At 63.4% G+C, this 18,472-nt stretch carries 17 protein-coding genes; 8 read left to right on the forward strand and 9 right to left on the reverse strand.

The genetic code is table 11. The annotated features are described in order from the left end of the window. The first annotated feature begins 23 nt into the window (after window positions 1-23). Window positions 24-911, forward strand: coding sequence for an NAD-dependent epimerase/dehydratase family protein (locus R2R70_RS10580; protein WP_410977959.1), 888 nt, complete (start codon window positions 24-26; stop codon window positions 909-911). Window positions 912-1,138: 227 nt separating this feature from the next. Here R2R70_RS10580 and R2R70_RS10585 read toward each other — a convergent pair whose 3' ends face one another. The 4 genes from R2R70_RS10585 to gmk form a co-directional block, all read right to left on the reverse strand. Beyond that, window positions 1,139-1,528: a RidA family protein gene (locus R2R70_RS10585; RefSeq protein WP_043331752.1), complete on the reverse strand. Its 390-nt coding sequence runs from the start codon at window positions 1,526-1,528 to the stop codon at window positions 1,139-1,141. A gap of 261 nt (window positions 1,529-1,789) precedes the next feature. Further along, on the reverse strand, window positions 1,790-3,955 hold the full coding sequence (locus R2R70_RS10590; protein WP_279836521.1) for a RelA/SpoT family protein: 2,166 nt from the start codon (window positions 3,953-3,955) through the stop codon (window positions 1,790-1,792). A 112-nt stretch (window positions 3,956-4,067) separates the two neighbouring features. Then, complete coding sequence (gene rpoZ / locus R2R70_RS10595; protein ID WP_043331755.1) at window positions 4,068-4,319, reverse strand: DNA-directed RNA polymerase subunit omega; 252 nt, start codon at window positions 4,317-4,319, stop codon at window positions 4,068-4,070. A 409-nt stretch (window positions 4,320-4,728) separates the two neighbouring features. Next, window positions 4,729-5,385, reverse strand: coding sequence for a guanylate kinase (gene gmk / locus R2R70_RS10600; protein WP_052384319.1), 657 nt, complete (start codon window positions 5,383-5,385; stop codon window positions 4,729-4,731). A 626-nt stretch (window positions 5,386-6,011) separates the two neighbouring features. Here gmk and R2R70_RS10605 point away from each other — a divergent pair. After that, on the forward strand, window positions 6,012-7,199 hold the full coding sequence (locus R2R70_RS10605; protein ID WP_410977960.1) for an MFS transporter: 1,188 nt from the start codon (window positions 6,012-6,014) through the stop codon (window positions 7,197-7,199). A gap of 149 nt (window positions 7,200-7,348) precedes the next feature. On the opposite strand, the gene R2R70_RS10610 is transcribed toward R2R70_RS10605, so the two are convergent. Further along, a complete protein-coding gene (locus tag R2R70_RS10610; RefSeq protein ID WP_303593540.1) occupies window positions 7,349-8,386 on the reverse strand; it encodes a GlxA family transcriptional regulator in 1,038 nt (345 codons plus the stop codon). A gap of 265 nt (window positions 8,387-8,651) precedes the next feature. Between R2R70_RS10610 and R2R70_RS10615 the strand changes: the two genes are divergently transcribed. Together R2R70_RS10615 and R2R70_RS10620 are read left to right on the forward strand one after the other, a co-directional pair. After that, window positions 8,652-10,307, forward strand: a complete 1,656-nt coding sequence (locus R2R70_RS10615; protein ID WP_410977961.1) for a BCCT family transporter — start codon at window positions 8,652-8,654, stop codon at window positions 10,305-10,307. A gap of 254 nt (window positions 10,308-10,561) precedes the next feature. Next, window positions 10,562-12,142 carry a BCCT family transporter gene (locus R2R70_RS10620; protein WP_153636711.1) on the forward strand — a complete coding sequence of 527 codons (1,581 nt, stop codon included), beginning with the start codon at window positions 10,562-10,564 and terminating at the stop codon, window positions 12,140-12,142. A 96-nt stretch (window positions 12,143-12,238) separates the two neighbouring features. On the opposite strand, the gene R2R70_RS10625 is transcribed toward R2R70_RS10620, so the two are convergent. From R2R70_RS10625 to R2R70_RS10635, 3 genes are all read right to left on the reverse strand, one after another. Next, window positions 12,239-12,667: an organic hydroperoxide resistance protein gene (locus R2R70_RS10625; RefSeq protein WP_410977962.1), complete on the reverse strand. Its 429-nt coding sequence runs from the start codon at window positions 12,665-12,667 to the stop codon at window positions 12,239-12,241. 99 nt (window positions 12,668-12,766) lie between these two features. Further along, complete coding sequence (locus tag R2R70_RS10630; RefSeq protein WP_410977963.1) at window positions 12,767-13,624, reverse strand: DUF3883 domain-containing protein; 858 nt, start codon at window positions 13,622-13,624, stop codon at window positions 12,767-12,769. A gap of 24 nt (window positions 13,625-13,648) precedes the next feature. Beyond that, complete coding sequence (locus R2R70_RS10635; protein WP_107335803.1) at window positions 13,649-14,512, reverse strand: YicC/YloC family endoribonuclease; 864 nt, start codon at window positions 14,510-14,512, stop codon at window positions 13,649-13,651. Between the two features lie 195 nt (window positions 14,513-14,707). On the opposite strand from R2R70_RS10635, the gene rph reads away from it, so the two are divergent. Further along, on the forward strand, window positions 14,708-15,454 hold the full coding sequence (gene rph / locus R2R70_RS10640; RefSeq protein ID WP_043331764.1) for a ribonuclease PH: 747 nt from the start codon (window positions 14,708-14,710) through the stop codon (window positions 15,452-15,454). Window positions 15,455-15,666: 212 nt separating this feature from the next. Here the strand turns inward: rph and R2R70_RS10645 are convergent, their stop codons facing one another. Then, on the reverse strand, window positions 15,667-16,434 hold the full coding sequence (locus R2R70_RS10645; protein ID WP_043331765.1) for an exodeoxyribonuclease III: 768 nt from the start codon (window positions 16,432-16,434) through the stop codon (window positions 15,667-15,669). Window positions 16,435-16,520: 86 nt separating this feature from the next. Here R2R70_RS10645 and pyrE point away from each other — a divergent pair, with 86 nt between their 5' ends. The 3 genes from pyrE to trmL all read left to right on the forward strand — a co-directional run bounded on the left by pyrE (window position 16,521) and on the right by trmL (window position 18,429). Beyond that, entirely contained in the window at window positions 16,521-17,195 is a 675-nt protein-coding gene (pyrE, locus tag R2R70_RS10650; RefSeq protein WP_107335804.1) for an orotate phosphoribosyltransferase, read from the forward strand. A gap of 55 nt (window positions 17,196-17,250) precedes the next feature. Beyond that, on the forward strand, window positions 17,251-17,811 hold the full coding sequence (locus tag R2R70_RS10655) for a YfaZ family outer membrane protein (RefSeq protein ID WP_043331768.1): 561 nt from the start codon (window positions 17,251-17,253) through the stop codon (window positions 17,809-17,811). A 144-nt stretch (window positions 17,812-17,955) separates the two neighbouring features. After that, on the forward strand, window positions 17,956-18,429 hold the full coding sequence (gene trmL / locus R2R70_RS10660; protein WP_410977964.1) for a tRNA (uridine(34)/cytosine(34)/5-carboxymethylaminomethyluridine(34)-2'-O)-methyltransferase TrmL: 474 nt from the start codon (window positions 17,956-17,958) through the stop codon (window positions 18,427-18,429). The last annotated feature ends 43 nt before the right edge of the window (window positions 18,430-18,472 follow it).

An 18,472-nucleotide genomic window follows, 5' to 3' on the forward strand; every position in this document is an offset into this window, starting at 1 on the left:
TTTTACCAAGGAGCACGGCAAAGGTGAAGAAGACGAGTCTCATCCTCGGTTGTGGCGACGTTGGCAGCGCGCTGGCGCGCGAACTGCTCAAGGCCGGTCAGCACGTAATTGGTGTCAGGCGTGATGTGTCCAAGCTCGCGGATCTCGGCATCGAGACGCTGGCGTTGGACATCACTGCCGAAGGTGCACTGGCCAGCTTGCCAGATGCCGACACGGTGGTACATGTGCTGAGCGCCGACCGTTTCGACGAAGAGGCCTATCGCGCCGCTTACGTCGATGGCATTCGGGCGCTGGTGGCGGAGCTCGAGTCGCGCGCCAAACCGCCGACCCGCGTGCTGTTCGTGTCCTCGACCTCCGTCTACGCCCAGAAGGATGGCGAGGAAGTCGACGAGCAGTCGCCCACCGATGCCACCAGCTTCTCGGGCCAGTTGATGCGCGAAGGCGAGCAGGCACTGCTCGATTCCTCGCTCAACGGCACCGTGGTGCGCTTTTCCGGCATCTACGGGCCGGGCCGCGACATGCTGATCCGCCAGGCGCGTGATGGTCGCATCGCCGCCAGCAACCCGCCACTCTACTCTAACCGCATCCACCGTGACGACTGCGCGGGCGTGCTGGCGCACCTGATCGCGCTTAGCCTCGAGGGCAAGCCGGTCGAGCCGATCTATCTGGCCACCGACTGCGATGGCGCACCGCTGCACGAAGTGATGGCCTGGTTGGCGCGTCAGCTCAAGGTCGAGTCCACCGAGGTGATCCAGTCACCGCTGCGGCGGCGTTCCAGCAAGCGCTGCGGCAATGCCCTGTTGCTCGAGAGCGGCTACACCTTCCGTTACCCGACCTTCCGCGAAGGCTATGCCGAGGTGCTCAAGGAGCACGGCGTGACGGTGCCGAGGAGCGAATTGTCGGGCCGCTGATCACCGCCGCTTCCACTTATCCACATGCGGTTGCGCGCCGAGCCGTCTGACCGGGTGTGGATAAGTTGCTCGCCGAGACTGGCTGACGAGCGGCCAGTTCTTGAGCGACGCAGTGCCCAGATGAAGCGCCAACTGACAGTGCCCGCCCCGGAATCCCGGGGCGGGCACTGTCGTCTCTGCGTCAGCCACTCCTCGCGGATGACCTGCCATCGTCAGTGAGCGGGTGCTCAGTCACCGATGACCATCACGCCTTCTGCTTCGAAGGCCACGCCCTTGGGCAGCGCCTTGACGCCGACCGCGGCACGCGCCGGGAAGGGCGCGGTGAAGAACTCTTCCATCACCGCGTTGACGCGCGCGAAGTCGTCCAGATCGGTCAGGTAGAGGTTGAGCTTGACGATGTCGCCCAGGCTGCCGGCGGCTTCTTCGCACACGGCATTCAGGTTGGTGAAGACCTGACGCGCCTGCGCCTCGATACCACCTTCGACGACTTCCATCGTCTGCGGGTCCAGCGGAATCTGGCCGGACAGATAGACGGTGTTGCCCGCCTTGATCGCCTGGGAATACGGACCGATGGCAGCAGGGGCCTTGTCGGTGTTGATGATCGCGCGATTGCTCATGACATGCTCCTTGTGACTGCGCTCAAGCCTTGCCGGTTGCGAGTGTTGTGCGGTGGCGGCCTTCAGCAGCGGGTTACGATTGTGGTTATAGGGTCTCGCCGTCCACGGCGAGTTCGGTCGCGGTCAAGGTCCTGCACTGCAGTCGGCCTTGGCCGCGACACGGGTGTTCAGAAGAACGTGTCCGATGGCCGCTCTGCGGCAGCCTTGAAAACAAAAACCGCGCCGCCCGCCAGTGGCGGACGACGCGGCCAGTACGGTAGATCAGCTGAGGACGCGGGTGATTCGCTCCACGTGCAACAGGTTGCGCATGCGCTTGATGATGCGCGCCAGATGAATGCGATCACGCACGGCCAGCGTCAGATTGACGATGGCCAGATGGGCGTCGCGTTCCTCGATGCCGATGCGTTCGATATTGGCTTCGGCATCGGTGACCAGTTCGGCCAGCTCGGCGATCAGGCCGCGCTGGGTCTGTGCCTCGATACGCAGCGCCACCGTGAAGTCGCCTTCGACCTGATCGGCCCAGGTCAGCGGGAAGACGCGTTCCGGATCGCTGGCCAGTTCGGTGATGTTGCTGCATTCCTGGCGATGGACCACCAGGCCCTTGCCGGCCGACAGATGGCCCATGATCGGCTCGCCGGGCAGCGGGTGACAGCAGCGCGCGTAGCTGGTGACCATGCTGTTGCCACCGCTGACCTGCATCGGGCTGTTGCCGCTGTTCTCCGCCTGGACGTTGCCGTCCTTGGCCGAGAACTTGGGCTGCTGGGCCGTGGTGCTAGTCGTGTCGCTCAGAAGGCTCTGGGCCACGCTGTAGGCGGCGCGGGTGCCGAGCCCGATGGACTCGAGCAGATCATCACGCCCGCCTTCCAGCTCCAGCTCCGCGGCCAGCGTATCGAGACGCCTGGGCGGCAGTTGCTCGAGGGAAGAGTCCAGCCCGGAGAGCGCCTTGTTGAGCAGACGCTGGCCCAGGGTCACGGATTCGCTGCGCTGTTGATGCTTGAGGTAATGGCGCACGGCAGAACGCGCCTTGGCCGTGGTGACGAAGTTGAGCCACGCCAGATTGGGCTTGGCGCCCGGCGCGGTGATGACTTCGACGGTCTGGCCACTCTCCAGCGGCGAGGATAGTGGCGCCAGATGACGATCGATGCGGCAGGCGATACAGCTGTTGCCGACATCGGTGTGCACCGCATAGGCAAAATCGACCGCCGTCGCGCCGCGCGGCAATTCCATGATGTCGCCCTTGGGGGTAAACACGTAGGTATCGTCGGGGAAGAGGTCGTTCTTGACGTGCTCGATGAACTCGAGGGAGTTGCCGGCATGGCGCTGCATCTCGAGCAGACCCCGCACCCATTCGCGGGCACGCGCATGGCTGCCGGCGCCGATGGGACGGTCGGTCTGGCCGGCCTTGTACAGCCAGTGCGCCGCGATGCCGTTGTTGGCCATCGCTTCCATCTCGCGGGTACGGATCTGTACCTCGATGGGCATGCCGTTCATGCCGAACAGCGTGGTGTGCAGACTCTGGTAGCCGTTGGCCTTGGGGATCGCGATGTAATCCTTGAAGCGACCCGGCACCGGCTTGTAGAGATTGTGCACCACGCCGAGGATGCGATAGCAGCTGTCCACGTCATCGGTGATGATGCGGAAGCCGAACACGTCCATCAATTCATTGAAGGGCTTCTGCTGGTCACGCATCTTGCGATAGATGGACAGCAGATGCTTCTGACGACCGATCACCGAGCCGGGCAGCTGATCGCGCTCCAGCGCGTTCTGCAGACTGGCCTGGATCTCGCGCATCAGGGTACGACGATTGCCACGCGCGGCGGTGACGGCACGCTTGATGCGTTCGGAACGCATCGGGTGCAGCGCCTGGAAGGAGAGGTCTTCCAGTTCGACGCGGATGGTGTTGATACCGAGACGGTTGGCGACGCGGGCGTAGATCTCGAGCGTCTCACGGGCGATGCGACGCTTCTTCTCGGGGCGCAGGGCGCCGAGGGTACGCATGTTGTGGAGACGGTCGGCCAGCTTGACGATGATGACGCGGATGTCCTGGGACATCGCCAGCACCATCTTCTGGAAGTTCTCGGCCTGGGCGACGGCCTTGTCCTCGAAGGTGATCTGGGTCAGCTTCGAGACGCCATCCACCAGCAGGGCGACGGGTTCGCCGAACTGGCCTGCCAGTGCCTCGAAGGTCACGCTGGTGTCTTCGATGACATCGTGCAGCATGGCGGCCATCAGGCTCTGATGGTCCATGTGCATATTGGCGAGAATGTTCGCCACCGCCAGCGGGTGGGTCACATAGGGCTCACCGGAACGCCGGCGCTGGCCGTCGTGGGCCTGCTCGGCGTAATAGAAGGCGCGCCTAACCTGACGGATCTCTTCCTCGGGAAGATAACCGCCCAGGCGGTCTGCCAGGTCATCGATCGTGAACATTCAGCGGCCTTGGCTCAGAGTGATTCCGGGCCCGCACCCCGTGCTCCGGCCGCGAGGGCGGGAGTGGCAGAGGTGCGGAAGCACACATGCAGTCGGCAGGTTGAGCGTGGGCTCAGTCTTCGATCTGCGGCATTACCGGCTTGCGCTGGATCGGAGCTTCGACCGGCTCATTCAGGATGTCACGACCGACCAGACCCGCCGCCACTTCGCGCAGGGCGAGGACGGTGGGCTTGTCGTTTTCCCACGGCAGTTGGGCGTTGCGGCTGCCGCGTGACAGCTGACGGGCACGACGAGTGGAGATCATCACCAGCTGGAAGCGGTTGTCGACGTTCTCGAGGCAATCTTCTACGGTTACGCGAGCCATGGCGGTGCACCTATCAATAGCGGGATATTCGGGGTTCGCTGTCGGCGTGTAATCAGCGCAGAGTGCCGCGACCGCTAGGGGTCACTTACCCTGATCATCTGACAGTATCTCGCACACGACGCAAGCACAATGCCGCTGAGCCGGCCCGCCAGGGGCGAGACGGCTCAGCGGCCAATGATTCTGAAAGGGAATCGAGTCTACTCGACGCCGTTGTTACATGACAAGTCAGGCGCGATCAACTCCTTCGCCTGACGCGTCTGTCGGCGGCGTACGCGACCACAGCGCGCATGATCAGGACGAAAGCCGGCAAGTCCTGCCCGACTGTCAGGCTGTCCGGACTGCTGTCAGAACGGCCGGCCGCGCGGCTGACTGAGCGTCTGAGCGAGCAGCGGGATTCCCGCTGCCGTCATCAGTCGGCCAGCAGGGAATCGAGCAGTGCCGCGTGGCGATGCTGCACGCGCGGCAGACGCGCACGCTGGGCATTGACGAGTCCGCACAGCTCGTCGAGGGCCTGCTCGAAGTCATCATTGATGACGATCAGGTCGTATTCGTCGTAGTGGGACATCTCGCTGACCGCATCGCGCATGCGACGCGCGATCACGTCCTCGCCATCGGTACCGCGGCCGGACAGACGCTCGAGCAGCGCTTCACGCGACGGCGGCAGGATGAAGATGGAGACGGCCTCCGGCACCTGGGCGCGCACTTGCTGGGCGCCTTGCCAATCGATCTCGAGGATGACGTCCTCGCCCTTGCTCAGGCGAGCTTCGACCGCCGGACGCGAGGTGCCATAGAAGTTGTCGAAGACCTGGGCGTGCTCGAAGAAGTCGCCCTGCTCGATCATGGTCTTGAAGTGATCGACATCCACGAAGTGGTAGTTGACGGCATCCTGCTCGCCCGGGCGCTGGCCGCGGGTGGTGTGCGAGACGGACACGCCGATACCGTCCATGCGCTCCAGCAGTGCCTTGACCAGGGTGGTCTTGCCGGCGCCGGACGGCGCGGAAATGATGTAGAGCGTGCCACGTGCGTTGCTGGCCGCCGAGGAAGATGCTGAAGAAGTCGAAGACATGGAAGTGATCCGCTTGCTGTCGCTGAATCGCGGCATTATCGCATAATCCACCCCGCTTCCGCTGCACGCGCGCATGACAGTCCCGTGATGCAATGTTGCAGCTCGGGCATCACAGTTGTCGTCGCGAAGTGGCTGGGTTGGCGTGGCGTTATCTGCAACAATGGTCGTATATTTCAGTTATCACTCAAGCGTCGGCCAGTTCTCGCGTCAGCAAGTTCTCGCGTCAGCAAGTTCTCGCGCCGGCCTGGGGTCTTGAAGGGACACACGGTTGCCGCCGCCTCGCCACGCTGGCCTGAGCTTACGCACTCCCGTGATTCCCCTCGCGTCTTGTCAGACGAGGTTCGTGAACCGTGCTTCGCAAGCCGCGTACATAAGTCGATAGAGCAGCGCCAGACGTGCCGCAGGCCTCCGCCAGAGAGGCCGCGCACGAGCGCATCACCCGTTACCTGTCCCGCGCGCCATTCATTCCCGCCTTCCGGCTGATGATGAATGGCGCGCGGTCTTTTGCCCTGCGTAGCGCCAGCCATGCGCGGGCAATGTCAGCCGTGGCCTGCCCCTGACAGCGGCGCCACGGCTGAGTACGGCCACGGGTGATACCCCCTTTTCAAGTTTCAGGAGACCTGGACATGTCTGCCTCCCCCGTTGCGCGCCATCCGCGCATCGCTGAACTGGCGCTGGCGCTCGGTGCCTTTGCCATCGGCACTACCGAATTCGTGATCATGGGCCTGATGCCCAACATCGCGGCGGACTTCAATGTGACCTCGCAGCAGGTCGGCTACGCCATCAGTGCCTATGCGATGGGCGTGGTGGTCGGTGCGCCCCTGATCTCGGCGCTGGGCGCACGCCTGCCGCGTCGCGGGCTGCTGATCGGCCTGATGCTGCTGTTCGCGGTCAGCAACGTGGCCAGCCTGCTGGCACCGTCGCTGACCAGCTTTGCCGCGCTGCGCTTCATCGCCGGCCTGCCGCACGGGGTCTATCTGGGCGTCGCGGCCCTGGTGGCGGCGGATGCTGCCCCCGCCGGCGAGCGCGGGCGGGCCGTCGGTCGCGTGATGCTGGGCCTGACGGTGGCGATTCTGATCGGGGCGCCAGCGGCGACCTGGTTCGGCAGCCTGTTCGGTTGGCATTCCGCCTTCCTCGTCGTCGGCCTGCTGGCGCTGGCCACGGCGATGTTGGTGCGCGGCTTCGTGCCCTATCAGGCCGGCAATCAGGACGCGACCCCGCTCACCGAGCTGGCAGCGCTGATCAAGCCGCGGGTGCTCTATACCCTCGGCATCGCCTGCATCGGTTTCGGCGGCATGTTCAGTGTCTACAGCTATGCGGTGGAGACGCTCAATGTCCAGGCCGGGCTGTCCCAGAACCTGGTGCCGATGGTGCTGGCCGTCTTCGGGGTGGGGACCATCATCGGCAACCTGATCGGTAGCCGTGCCGCGGACATCGACCTGATGCGCACCATTCCTGCCGTGCTGATCTGGAGCGCGCTGGTGCAGGGCGGCTTCTACTTCGCCGCCGATGGCGTCTGGAGCGGCATCCTGTTCGTCGGGCTGGTCGGTACCGGCATCGGCCTGGCACCGGCGCTGCAGATGCGCCTGATGGATGTGGCGGAAGACGCCCAGACCATGGCGGCGACGCTCAATCATGCGGCCTTCAACATCGCCAATGCGCTGGGCGCCTGGTGTGGCGGCATGGCCTTCGCCTATGGCCCGTCGCATTCCTCCATCGGCCTGGTCGGGGTGGCGATGGCCATCGCGGGCTTGATCGTCTTCCTGCTCGGTCAGCGTCATGAGCGCCGCGAGCTGCAGACGGCTTCTGCCTGATGTGGGCCTGAAGCGAGATTGTGAGCGCGGGGCAAGCCCCCCCGTGAGCACAAGCCGAAACGCAAAACGCCGCCCTTCGGGGCGGCGTCTTGCGTTTCCGTGGCGGAATGTCTGTGGAGCGGCGCCGGCAAGTCAGCGATAGGGCATCGTCAGCGCTGCTGACGCGCGCGTGTCGGCGACATGCCGAAGTAATCACGGAAGCAGTGGCTGAAGTGGGTGGTGCTGACGAAGCCACAGGCCACGGTGACCTCGGTGATGCTGGCACTGCCCTGTGTCAGCAGCTGGCGTGCCCGGGTCAGGCGCAGCTCCAGATAGTAGCGCGAGGGCGTGGTATCCAGATGGCGGGTGAACAGGCGCTCGATCTGGCGGCGTGACAGCGTCACGCAGTGCGAGATCTCGCTCATGCTCAAAGGCTCCTCGAGGTTGTTGCTCATCAGCTCGAGGATGGTGCGCAGGGCCTCCGGGTGCTGGCTGTCCGGCGCGGGCAGCGTCTGGTCCGGATGCCAGGGGCTGGGCGTCGCGGGGCGCTCGCAGGCGAGGATTTCCTCGACACTGCGCGCCAGGTCATCGCCGTGACGCTGGCGCATGGCTTCCAGCATCATGTTCAACGCGCTGCCGGCATTGGTGCAGCTGAAGCGTGCCGCTTCCACCACCAGCGGGGCACGCGACAGCTCCAGCTGGGGGAATGACTCGCTGAACAGCGCCGCATTCTCGGGATGGATGGTGCAGCGATGGCCCGCCATCACGCCGGCGGCTGCCAGAAAGTAGCTGCCATTCCACAGGCTGCCGAGGCGACAGCTCTGGTGGTCGGCTCGCCGCAAGACCTCGCTCAGCAAGGGAATCTCGTCCAGCTGCACCCGGTAGCCGCCGCACACGATGATCATGTCGATCTGTGCCTGCCCCAGCGACTCGAGCCCGGCGCTGGCCATGATGTCGATGCCCAGATCACTGCGTACGCTGCCCGCCGTCACCCCGAAGGTGTGAATGCGATAGAAGGGGATATCGCGGAGCAGATTGGCCGTGACCAGCACATCGAGGGCGCTGGTGAAGGCGGGCATCGAGAAGTGCTCCAGTAAAATGAAGGCGACATTGAGCGGTGCGCTCTGGGCACAGGTCACATCCTTGAGCAGATGCTGGTTGCGACGCTTCATCGCGGGGGTGAAGTCGCGGCGACGGGGCGAGGTCATGGCTTGCGTTCGTTGCAGGGGCCGCGAGCGGCAGTGGATCGAAGGCGACCGGCAGGCTGGCCACCGTGAGACTCCATCCTCGCAGCTGCGCGCTCCCGCGGCGAGCCTCTCGCTGGCAGTTACGGGGTGGCAGGCATGTAATGAGGCTGTTGGCTTGATGATACGTCGCGTTACATGGGTGTAAAAACAATCACTTGTGTCATATTCGGCGCTTTCTCGCCTGTTAGACTGCCCCGTCACTCAGATCATGCCCCGAGGCTGACTAATGACGGATACCACCCGGACTGCCTTGTCCGGCTCCGCAACCCAAGCAGCTCCCCTTTCCGATCACGCCGCATCTCTTGCTGATCACACCACATCCTCTCCCGATCAAGCAGCAGCACTTCCTGATTCCGAGCTCACAGCGCTCAACAGCTCCCGCAGTCTGGACTGGCCGGTCTTCCTCCTCAGTGGAGGCGTGATGGCGCTGTTCGTCGCCGCCGCGCTCATCGACCTGGACGGCGTGTCGGCCCTGATCAATCACGCCTTCGATTTCTCGACCACCTACTTCGGTGCCTATTGGCAGGGCTTGATGATCGTGACCTTCCTCGTCGCCGTCGGCATGACCTTCGGGCGCACGGGGCGCGTGGTCTTGGGCGGGCTGGCGACGCCTGACATCTCCACGCCGCGCTGGATGGCGACCATTCTGTGCACCCTGCTGGCCGGTGGTGGCGTGTTCTGGGCCGCCGCAGAGCCCATCGCGCACTTCGCCTCGCCTCCGCCCGTCTTCGGGCCGGAGGCACCGGTCGGCAATCTCGATGCGGCCTACAATGCGCTGGCGCAGAGTTTCATGCACTGGGGCTTTCTCGGCTGGGCGGTGCTGGGCAGTCTGACGGGCGTCGTCTTCATGCACCTGCACTATGAGAAGGGCTTGCCGCTCAAGCCGCGCACCTTGCTCTATCCGCTGCTCGGAGAACGCGTGATGCGTGGGCCGATCGGCGCGCTGGTCGATGCCTGCTGCGTACTGGCCGTCATCGCGGGCACCGTGGGGCCGGTCGGGTTCCTCGGCATCCAGGTCAGTTATGGTCTCAATGCGATGTTCGGCATTCCCGATACCTACGCGACGCAACTGGTACTGCTGGCCATCCTGACCCTCGTCTACACCCTGTCCGCCGTCAGTGGCGTGATGCGTGGCATCCAGTTCCTGAGCAGTGCCAACGTGCTGATCGGCGGCGCGATGCTGTTCTTCATCGTGCTCTTCGGGCCGACCGAATTCCTGCTCAAGGCCTTCCCGCTGGGCATGGTCGACTACCTGGACAATATCGTGCCGATGGCGGTCTTCCGCGGCGATAGCGGCTGGCTGGATAGCTGGACGTTGTTCTTCTGGGGCTGGTTCATCGGCTTCGGTCCGCTGATGGCGATGCTGGTCGCGCGTATCTCTCGGGGGCGCACCCTGCGTCAGATGGTGCTGTTGATCACCATCCTGTCGCCGCTCGCGACCTGTGTCTGGTTCACCATTCTCGGCGGCAGCGGCCTGGCCTTCGAGCTGGAAAACCCCGGCAGCGTCTCGGGCCCGTTCAGCGGCTTCAATCTGTCGGCGGCCTTGATCGCCATCACCCAGCAGCTGCCGTTCGGCTTCATCATGTCGGTGCTGTTCCTGATTCTGTCGGCGCTGTTCGTGGCCACGACCGGGGATTCGATGACCTACGCCATCTCGATGGTGATGAGTGGGCACGACAATCCGCCACGCAGCGTGCGTGTGTTCTGGAGCCTGATCATGGGTGTCGTGGCGGCGATCCTGATCTCGATGGGCAATGGCGGCATCAATGCGCTGCAATCCTTCATCGTGGTGACCGCGGTGCCTGTCTCGCTGGTGCTGTTGCCCAGTCTGTGGAATGCCCCACGTATCGCGCGGCAGATGGCGCGTGAGCAAGGGCTGTAACTGGCTGATGTGAAAAAGGCCGCCCACTCGGGCGGCCTTTTCATGTCGTCATGCACGGATCAGTCTGGCATGGCCCGAAGATGGCAGCCGAGGGAGGTCATGAGTTGTTATCACCGATGCCCGGATGTAAAACGGCTGTAGGCTTGGTGATACGTCGCGTTACATAGGTGTAAAAACAACGGCTTGTGTCATAGTTCAGCGTTTTACGGCTGATACACTGCACCGTCACTCAGATCATGCCCAGAGGCTGACTAATGACGGATTCTTCCCGGACTGTTTCGTCCGGCTCCGCCACACCGGTAAATCCCCCCGCTGAACCCGCACACACCCCGCAAGGTATCGACTGGCCCGTCTTCATCATCAGTGGTGGCGTATTGGCAGTGTTTGCCATCGCCGCATTGGTGGATCTCGACGCTGTCTCCGCGCTCATCCAGAGTGCCTTCGGTGTCTCGACCCAATACTTCGGTGCCTACTGGCAAGCGCTGATGCTGGCGACCTTCGTCATCGCCATCGTGCTGACCATCGGCCGTACCGGACGGGTGCGTATGGGCGGGCTGGCGGCGCCGGATATCTCGACGCTGCGCTGGATGGCCATCATCCTGTGCACGTTGCTGGCGGGCGGTGGTGTCTTCTGGGCAGCGGCAGAGCCGATCGCTCACTTCACCTCGCCGCCGCCGGTGTTCGGCGCGGACGCCCCGACAGGCAATGCCGATGCCGCCTACAACGCGCTGGCGCAGAGCTTCATGCACTGGGGCTTTCTGGCCTGGGCGATGCTCGGCAGCCTGACCGGCATCATCTTCATGTACCTGCACTACGAGAAGGGCCTGCCGCTCAAGCCGCGCACGCTGCTCTATCCGCTGTTCGGCGACCGCGTCATGCGTGGCCCCATCGGTGCGCTGGTCGATGCCTGCTGCGTGCTGGCAGTGGTGGCCGGTACCGTCGGCCCCATCGGCTTTCTCGGTCTGCAGGTCAGCTATGGCCTCAATGCGCTGTTCGGCATTCCCGACACCTACGCAACCCAGCTCACGCTGCTGCTCGTGCTGACGGTCATCTACACCCTGTCCGCCGTCAGCGGCGTGACCCGTGGCATCCAGTTCCTGAGCAGCACCAACGTCCTGCTCGGCGGCGCGCTGCTGCTGTTCATCCTGATCATGGGCCCGACCGGCTTCCTGCTCGAAGCCTTCCCGCAGGGCCTGGTGCGCTACGTCGGTGACTTCGTCGCCATGTCCTCCTTCCGGGGTGACGATGGCTGGCTGAATGGCTGGACGCTGTTCTTCTGGGGCTGGTTCATCGGCTATGGTCCGCTGATGGCGATGTTCGTCGCGCGTATCTCGCGTGGCCGCACCCTGCGTCAGATGGTGCTGCTGATCGCGGTCATCTCGCCGCTGGTCACCTGCCTGTGGTTCACCATCATCGGTGGCAGCGGCCTGGCCTTCGAGCTTAGCAACCCGGGCAGCGTCTCCGGCCCGTTCACCGGCTTCAATCTGCCGGCAGCGCTGATCGCCATCACCCAGCAGCTGCCGTTCGGCTTCACCATCTCGGTGCTGTTCCTGGTGCTGACCACGCTGTTCGTCGCCACCACCGGTGACTCGATGACCTATGCGGTCTCGATGGTGATGAGCGGTCACGACAATCCGCCGCGTGGCGTGCGCGTGTTCTGGAGCCTGATGATGGGCGTGGTCGCGGCGCTGCTGATCTCGATGGGCGATGGCGGCATCAACGCGCTGCAATCCTTCATCGTCGTCACCGCCGTGCCGGTGTCGCTGATTCTGCTGCCCAGCCTGTGGAACGCTCCGCTGATTGCCCGCCGCATGGCGCGCGAGCAGGGCGTCTGATCGGCCCGCGCGCTCGAAAGCAATGCGCGTCTCGCACCATCAAAAACGCCGCCCCGAGGGGCGGCGTTTTCGTGTCTGGCAATCAGTCGTCAGTCATCAGACGCTGACGTTCAGCGTCACATCGATGTTGCCACGCGTCGCGTTGGAGTACGGGCACACCTGGTGCGCCTTCTCGACCAGCGCGTCCGCCTCGGCCTTGTCCATGCCCGGCAGGCTGATATCCAACGCCACCTCGATACCGAAACCGGCCGGAGTCTGGCCGATGCCCACCTTGCCGGTGATCTCCAGGCCTTCCGGCAGTGTCACGCCGTCAGTGCTGGCCACGTGCTTCATGGCACCGATGAAGCAGGCAGAATAACCAGCCGCGAACAGTTGCTCCGGGTTGGTGCCTTCACCGCCACCACCGCCCAGCTCCTTCGGCGTGCTCAGGGTGACATCCAGCGCCCCATCGGAAGAACGCGACTTGCCTTCACGCCCCCCAGTGGTAGTGGCTTCTGCACGGTACAGCACTTGTTCGATAGACATGCCTGACTCCTTGAGCGGAAAAGCCCTCAGTTGAGGGATGCAGACAAGATGGCGCCTGTCGGGCAGAGTTTCAATTGATGAGAGGCGGGCGCCAGACATTCACAGCAGGTGCGCGCGATAGCTCTGCGGGTTGAGCGTCAATTGCGGGTAGAGGTCACCCCTCAAGCAGTACATGTTGGGTTGGGTTAAGAAGCTAAAGATACGGAAAAGGTGGTAGTGCTCAGGATTGGCCTGCGAGCACTTGAGTTCATTTGGCGTGATGAAAAAAGCGCACTCTTTGGCAAATGCCGTCGTCTTCACCTCGATCCAACGCTCTCGTCCATCCGCATCAAAGGACAGGACGTCATAGCCCAAGCCATCGCCCAGGGTTTCCGCCACATGCTCGACCTTCTCGGCCAGCGATGTCAGGCCTTCTTTTCTAAGGCGCATCTTCTCAAAGGCCACCACAAAGCGTTCGCCAGCACTCCCCAGTGCATGGTTGCGGGCTTCTCGCGCCAGGTAATCGCGCTTAACCGGTGTGGGCGGCGCGTAACGCTGTTTGGCTTCCTGCACGCTGGACTGAGGCGTCTTGGATTCCGGTGGTGTGACAATGATGGAAGTATCTTTTGGGGCCGGTGCATCAATGACCGGTCGGTCTGCTGCATTGCGTGCTGCCTGATCGAATAGCTCAGTACTCAGTAGGTGGCGCTCAACAACATCGACCAGCATGCCCTGATAATTACTCATCGGCTTGTAGCCGTTGATATAGGGGCAGTCGGCATCGCGCAGCACGGCACTAATATTTTGGTGCTTAAATTCGATAGAAGCCTTTGAGCGATTATTTAATTTCTTGGCAAGCTCACGATTGTGGTCCGTTTTCACGTAATGCTGGCCGCAAAGTTCTGCAACCAGCATCTTCTTGTACGTTTCGACAATCGCTGTGACTTCTTCACCACTCCATGGTTCGGGTCTGCTCATCCGGCTAACTCCTTTGGCGGGATATCACTCAATATTCTGAATCTGCTCGCGCATCTGTTCGATCAGTACCTTGAGCTCGACGGCGCAGCGGGTGGTGTCGGCAACGACGGACTTGGAGGAGAGGGTGTTGGCTTCGCGGTTGAGTTCCTGCATTAGGAAGTCGAGGCGGCGGCCGATGGGGCCTTTCTGGGTGAGCTGACGACGGACTTCGCCGACGTGGGTGTCGAGGCGGTCCAGCTCTTCGTCGACGTCGGCCTTCTGGGCCATCAGGGTCAGTTCGGCTTCCAAGCGTTGCGGGTCGAGGGTGGCGCGGACTTCTTCGAGGCGGGCGAGCAGGTTCTCGCGCTGACGGGCGAGGATGTCGGGCATCAGGCGGCGGACTTCGGCGACATGGGTGTCGACGCCATCGAGGCGTGCGCTGATCAGTTCGGCGAGGCGTTCGCCTTCGCGGGCGCGGCCTTCGATGTGTTCGTCCAGCGCGCGCTTGAACAGGCTGAGGGCATCGGCCTTGATGCGTTCTTGATCGGCGCCTTCGCGCACCAGCACACCGGGGTAGTCGAGCAGGGCGAGGCGTGAGGGCTGCGGGGCGTCCGGGCAGTGCTGGCCGACTTCGGCGAGCACGCGGCTGAGTTCGCCCAGGCGTCTGGCATCGACGGCGAGGCTGTCGGCACCGGCTTCGGCGTCAAAGCGCAGCGAGAGTTCGACCTTGCCGCGGTTGAGGCGCTTGCGCAGGCCTTCGCGGAAGGCGCTTTCGAGTTCGCGCAGGCTGTCGGGCAGGCGGAAGTGCGGTTCGAGATAGCGCTGGTTCACCGAACGCAGCTCCAGCGTCAGGGTGCCGTAGTCGGCTTCATGGGTTTGGCGGCTGAAGGCGGTCATGCTGTGGACCATGACGTGCTCCTTGTCGGTTGGCTGTCAGAAGAGAGGCGGTGCATGAGCGACCGCGCTGATAGCCTGAAGTGTACGCGTGCCGCTCTTGAGCGCCCAGTGATCAGGAGCCGGTCTGGCCCGCGCGGCGCGAAGGTCGTCGCCCGTGGCTGCGGCGTGTAGACTCTGGCCTCCCGAATACTGCAACAAGGAATCCCCATGAGCGAAGCCAACGTGACCCGTCCCAGTGGCCGTACCCCGGAGCAGCCGCGCGAGATCCGCCTGACCCGTGAGTTCACTCGTCACGCCGAGGGTTCGGTGCTGGTGGAGTTCGGGGAGACCCGCGTGCTGTGCACCGCCTCTGTCGTGGCGGGCGTGCCGCGCTGGCTGCGTGGTTCCGGCAAGGGCTGGCTGACCGCCGAGTACGGCATGCTGCCGCGTGCGACCCATACCCGTAATGATCGTGAAGCGGCGCGTGGCAAGCAGGGTGGCCGCACGGTGGAGATCCAGCGTCTGATCGGCCGTGCGCTGCGCGCCGCGGTAGATCTCAAGAAGCTGGGCGAATACACCATCACCATCGATTGCGATGTGCTGCAGGCCGATGGCGGCACGCGTACCGCGGCGATCACCGGTGGCTGTGTGGCACTGGTCGATGCGCTGCAGGGCCTGCAGCGTGAGCGCAAGATCAAGACTGACCCGCTGGTGAGTCTGGTCAGCGCCGTTTCGGTCGGCATCTACAAGGGTGTGCCGGTCACCGACCTCGACTACCCGGAAGACAGCAAGGCCGATACTGACATGAATGTCGTGATGGCCGAAGGCAAGGGGCTGATCGAGGTGCAGGGCACTGCCGAAGGCGCGGCCTTCGATCGCGCCGAGCTCAATGCCCTGCTGGATCTCGCCGAGCGTACCGGTGAGCAGCTGTTCGCCGCGCAGCGCGCCGCACTCGGCATGCCGGCCGACGCCTGAGCCCTGCGACACGGCCGCTGTGTCATGAGTGCCATGTCATGAGTGCTGTGTCGAGAGTGTCATGTCATGAGCGCTGCGTCATGAGCGCTTGATGCCAGACAGAAACGCCCCCACCGCTTGCGCGATGGGGGCGTTTTCGTCAGTGCCCGAAGGCACATCATGCGACTGGCAGGGTGGCCCGAGGCCGAACGCTCAAGGGGTGACAGCGTGCATCACAGCTCGAGGTCGTACTCGACGATGACCGGTGCGAACTCGCTGAAGGTGGCATCGGTGTCGATCCAGGCGTCCTTGATGTGACGACGCAGGTTCGGGTCGATGACCTGATAGTCGAGGCGCCAGCCTTCCTGACGGGCGCGCGGCTGGTCACTGTCCAGCGCTGGCCACCAGGAGTACTGGTCGGCATCGCGATTGACTTCGCGGAAGGCGTCGATGAAGCCGATCGGGCCGAAGACCTGATCCATCCATGCGCGTTCTTCCGGCTTGAAGCCCGGCGTCATCTGATTGTCGGACCAGTTGGCGAGGTCGACAGTCTTGTGGGCCACATGCCAGGTGCCGCAGATCATGTAATCACGACGCTTGCGGCGCAGCTTGCTGAGGTATTCCTGATACTGCTCCATGAAGGCGCCCTTGGCAGCCGGATCACTTCCGTCAGGCATCAGGAAAGAGCAGATGCTGAAGCGGTCGTAATCGGCCTGCAGGTAGCGGCCTTCGTTATCGCACTGCTCGAAGCCCAGTCCATACATGATGGCCTTGGGAATCTGGCGGCAATAGAGGCCAACCCCTGAGAAGCCGTCTTTTTCGGCGTCCAGGAAGTAGCCTTCGTACCCTTCCGGGTAGAGGATGCTGTCGTCGAGCTCGAAGCTCTTGGCCTTGAGGTTCTGGATGCAGACGACGTCGGCGTCCTGACTGGCAAGCCAGTCGAGGAAGCCGCGGCTGACCGCTTCTCGAATACCATTGACGTTAACTGTAGCGATTTTCATACGTGGTCCCTGGTTCGTCGCGCCTGTATGATACCCGAGCTTTAGACGATTTGGTAAATGGCTAACGAATTCAAAGGTGATATCGGATGCAGGACTACCAGCGGGAGTTCATTGAGTTTGCCATCGAGCAGGACGTGCTGCGGTTTGGCGAGTTTACGCTCAAGTCCGGGCGGGTGAGCCCCTACTTCTTCAATGCTGGTCTATTCCGCTCCGGACAGGCCCTGGCGCGTCTGGGACGCTTCTATGCGCGTGCCATCGTCGAATCAGGCCTGGAGGCCGATGTGCTGTTCGGCCCGGCGTACAAGGGTATCCCGCTGGGTGCAGTGACGGCCGTGGCGCTGGCTGATCATCATGATCGTGACATGCCGTTCACCTTCAATCGCAAGGAAGCCAAGACCCACGGTGAAGGGGGCTCGTTGGTCGGCGCGCCCCTCGAAGGCCGCGTGATGATCATCGACGATGTCATCACCGCCGGCACCGCCATCGGCGAAGTGATGGAGATCATCCACGCCGAGAGTGCCAAGGCGGCGGGCGTCGTGATCGCACTGGACCGTCAGGAGCGCGCTCCCGATGGCCAGGGAGGCCTGAAGGCGAACAGCGCCATTCAGGAAGTGGAGGCACGTTTCTCCATGCCTGTGGTCAGTATCGTGACGCTCGACCAGGTGCTCGAATATCTGGAACAATACGCACAGCAGGAACTGTCTGGGCATGCGGTCGCGATTCGCGACTACCGTGCGCAATACGGTCTCCAGGGCGCCTGAGAGCGTTCATGACCCGCGCAGCATTACCTTCCCAGTCACGTACAGAGGTGCATACATGACAGCTCACCGTAACATTCTCGGCCTTTCGGCAGCCATCCTCGCTGCCAGTCTGTCCGCCCCGGCCATGGCCGGCAACGCTGACCTCAACCTGAATACTGAAGCCGTTCAGGGCGAAATCAATGGCGAGATCGGCAATGGCGTCCAGCTCGGCGGCGGTATCCTGTCCAGCGATGACCACGACGACGTCACGGCTGGTCACGTCCAGCTGCTGGGCACCGAGCGCACCAGTGAATACGACGTGGGCCTCGGCGCACGCTGGAGTCAGTACGACACCGACCACGGTGACGGCGGCGGTCTGGGCCTCGGCGGCTACGGCTACTACTACCTGCCGGGCGCACCGCGCGTCTCGCTGGGTGGCTATGGCTACGTGACCCCGGACGTCGCGACCAGCAACGACCTCGAGCACAGCTACGAATACGGCCTGCGCGCACGGTATCAGGTCATCGACAACGTCGAAGGCTATGTCGGCTACCGCAAGGTGAAGGCTGATTTCGAGAACCGTGACGAACGCACGCTGGATTCCGGCCCGCTGGTCGGCATGCGTCTGCAGTTCTGAGGCGGGTTCTCGGCAACGCGTGCTCCGCGTGAGTCACGCATTGCGGTAAGATGGCGGGCCCTTCGGGGCCCGCTTTGCGTTGTCATGGCCAGGTGAGAATCGCCGGCCAGCTCCCTGTTTTCGCCTTCTGCCGCGAGTCTGCTCATGCTCGATATCGTGCTCTATCAGCCCGAGATTCCGCCCAATACCGGCAATATCATCCGGCTGTGTGCCAACACCGGTTACCGCCTGCATCTGATCGAGCCGTTGGGGTTCGAGCTGGATGACAAGCGCCTGCGCCGTGCCGGTCTCGATTATCATGAGTGGGCACGTGTGCAGCGCCATGCCAGCCTCGATGACTTCGTGGCGAGCGTGACACCTTCGCGGGTCTTCGCGCTCTCGACGCGTGGTCGCACCGCGCCGCATGAGGCCAGCTTCCAGGCCGGTGATGCGCTGGTATTCGGCCCCGAGACACGCGGTCTGCCACAGGCGATGCTCGACAGCCTGCCCCGCGAGCAGGTGTTGCGCCTGCCGATGCTGGCCGACAGCCGCAGCATGAACCTGTCGAATGCCGTCGCCGTGGTTGTCTACGAAAGCTGGCGTCAGCTGGATTTTTCCGGTGCCGTACAGCTCGATTGATCAAACGCATCGTGTTTGAGATGACCTACTTCCCCTCGCCCAG

It is taken from the genome of Cobetia sp. SIMBA_158 (assembly GCF_046566945.1).
Classification (GTDB): domain Bacteria; phylum Pseudomonadota; class Gammaproteobacteria; order Pseudomonadales; family Halomonadaceae; genus Cobetia; species Cobetia amphilecti.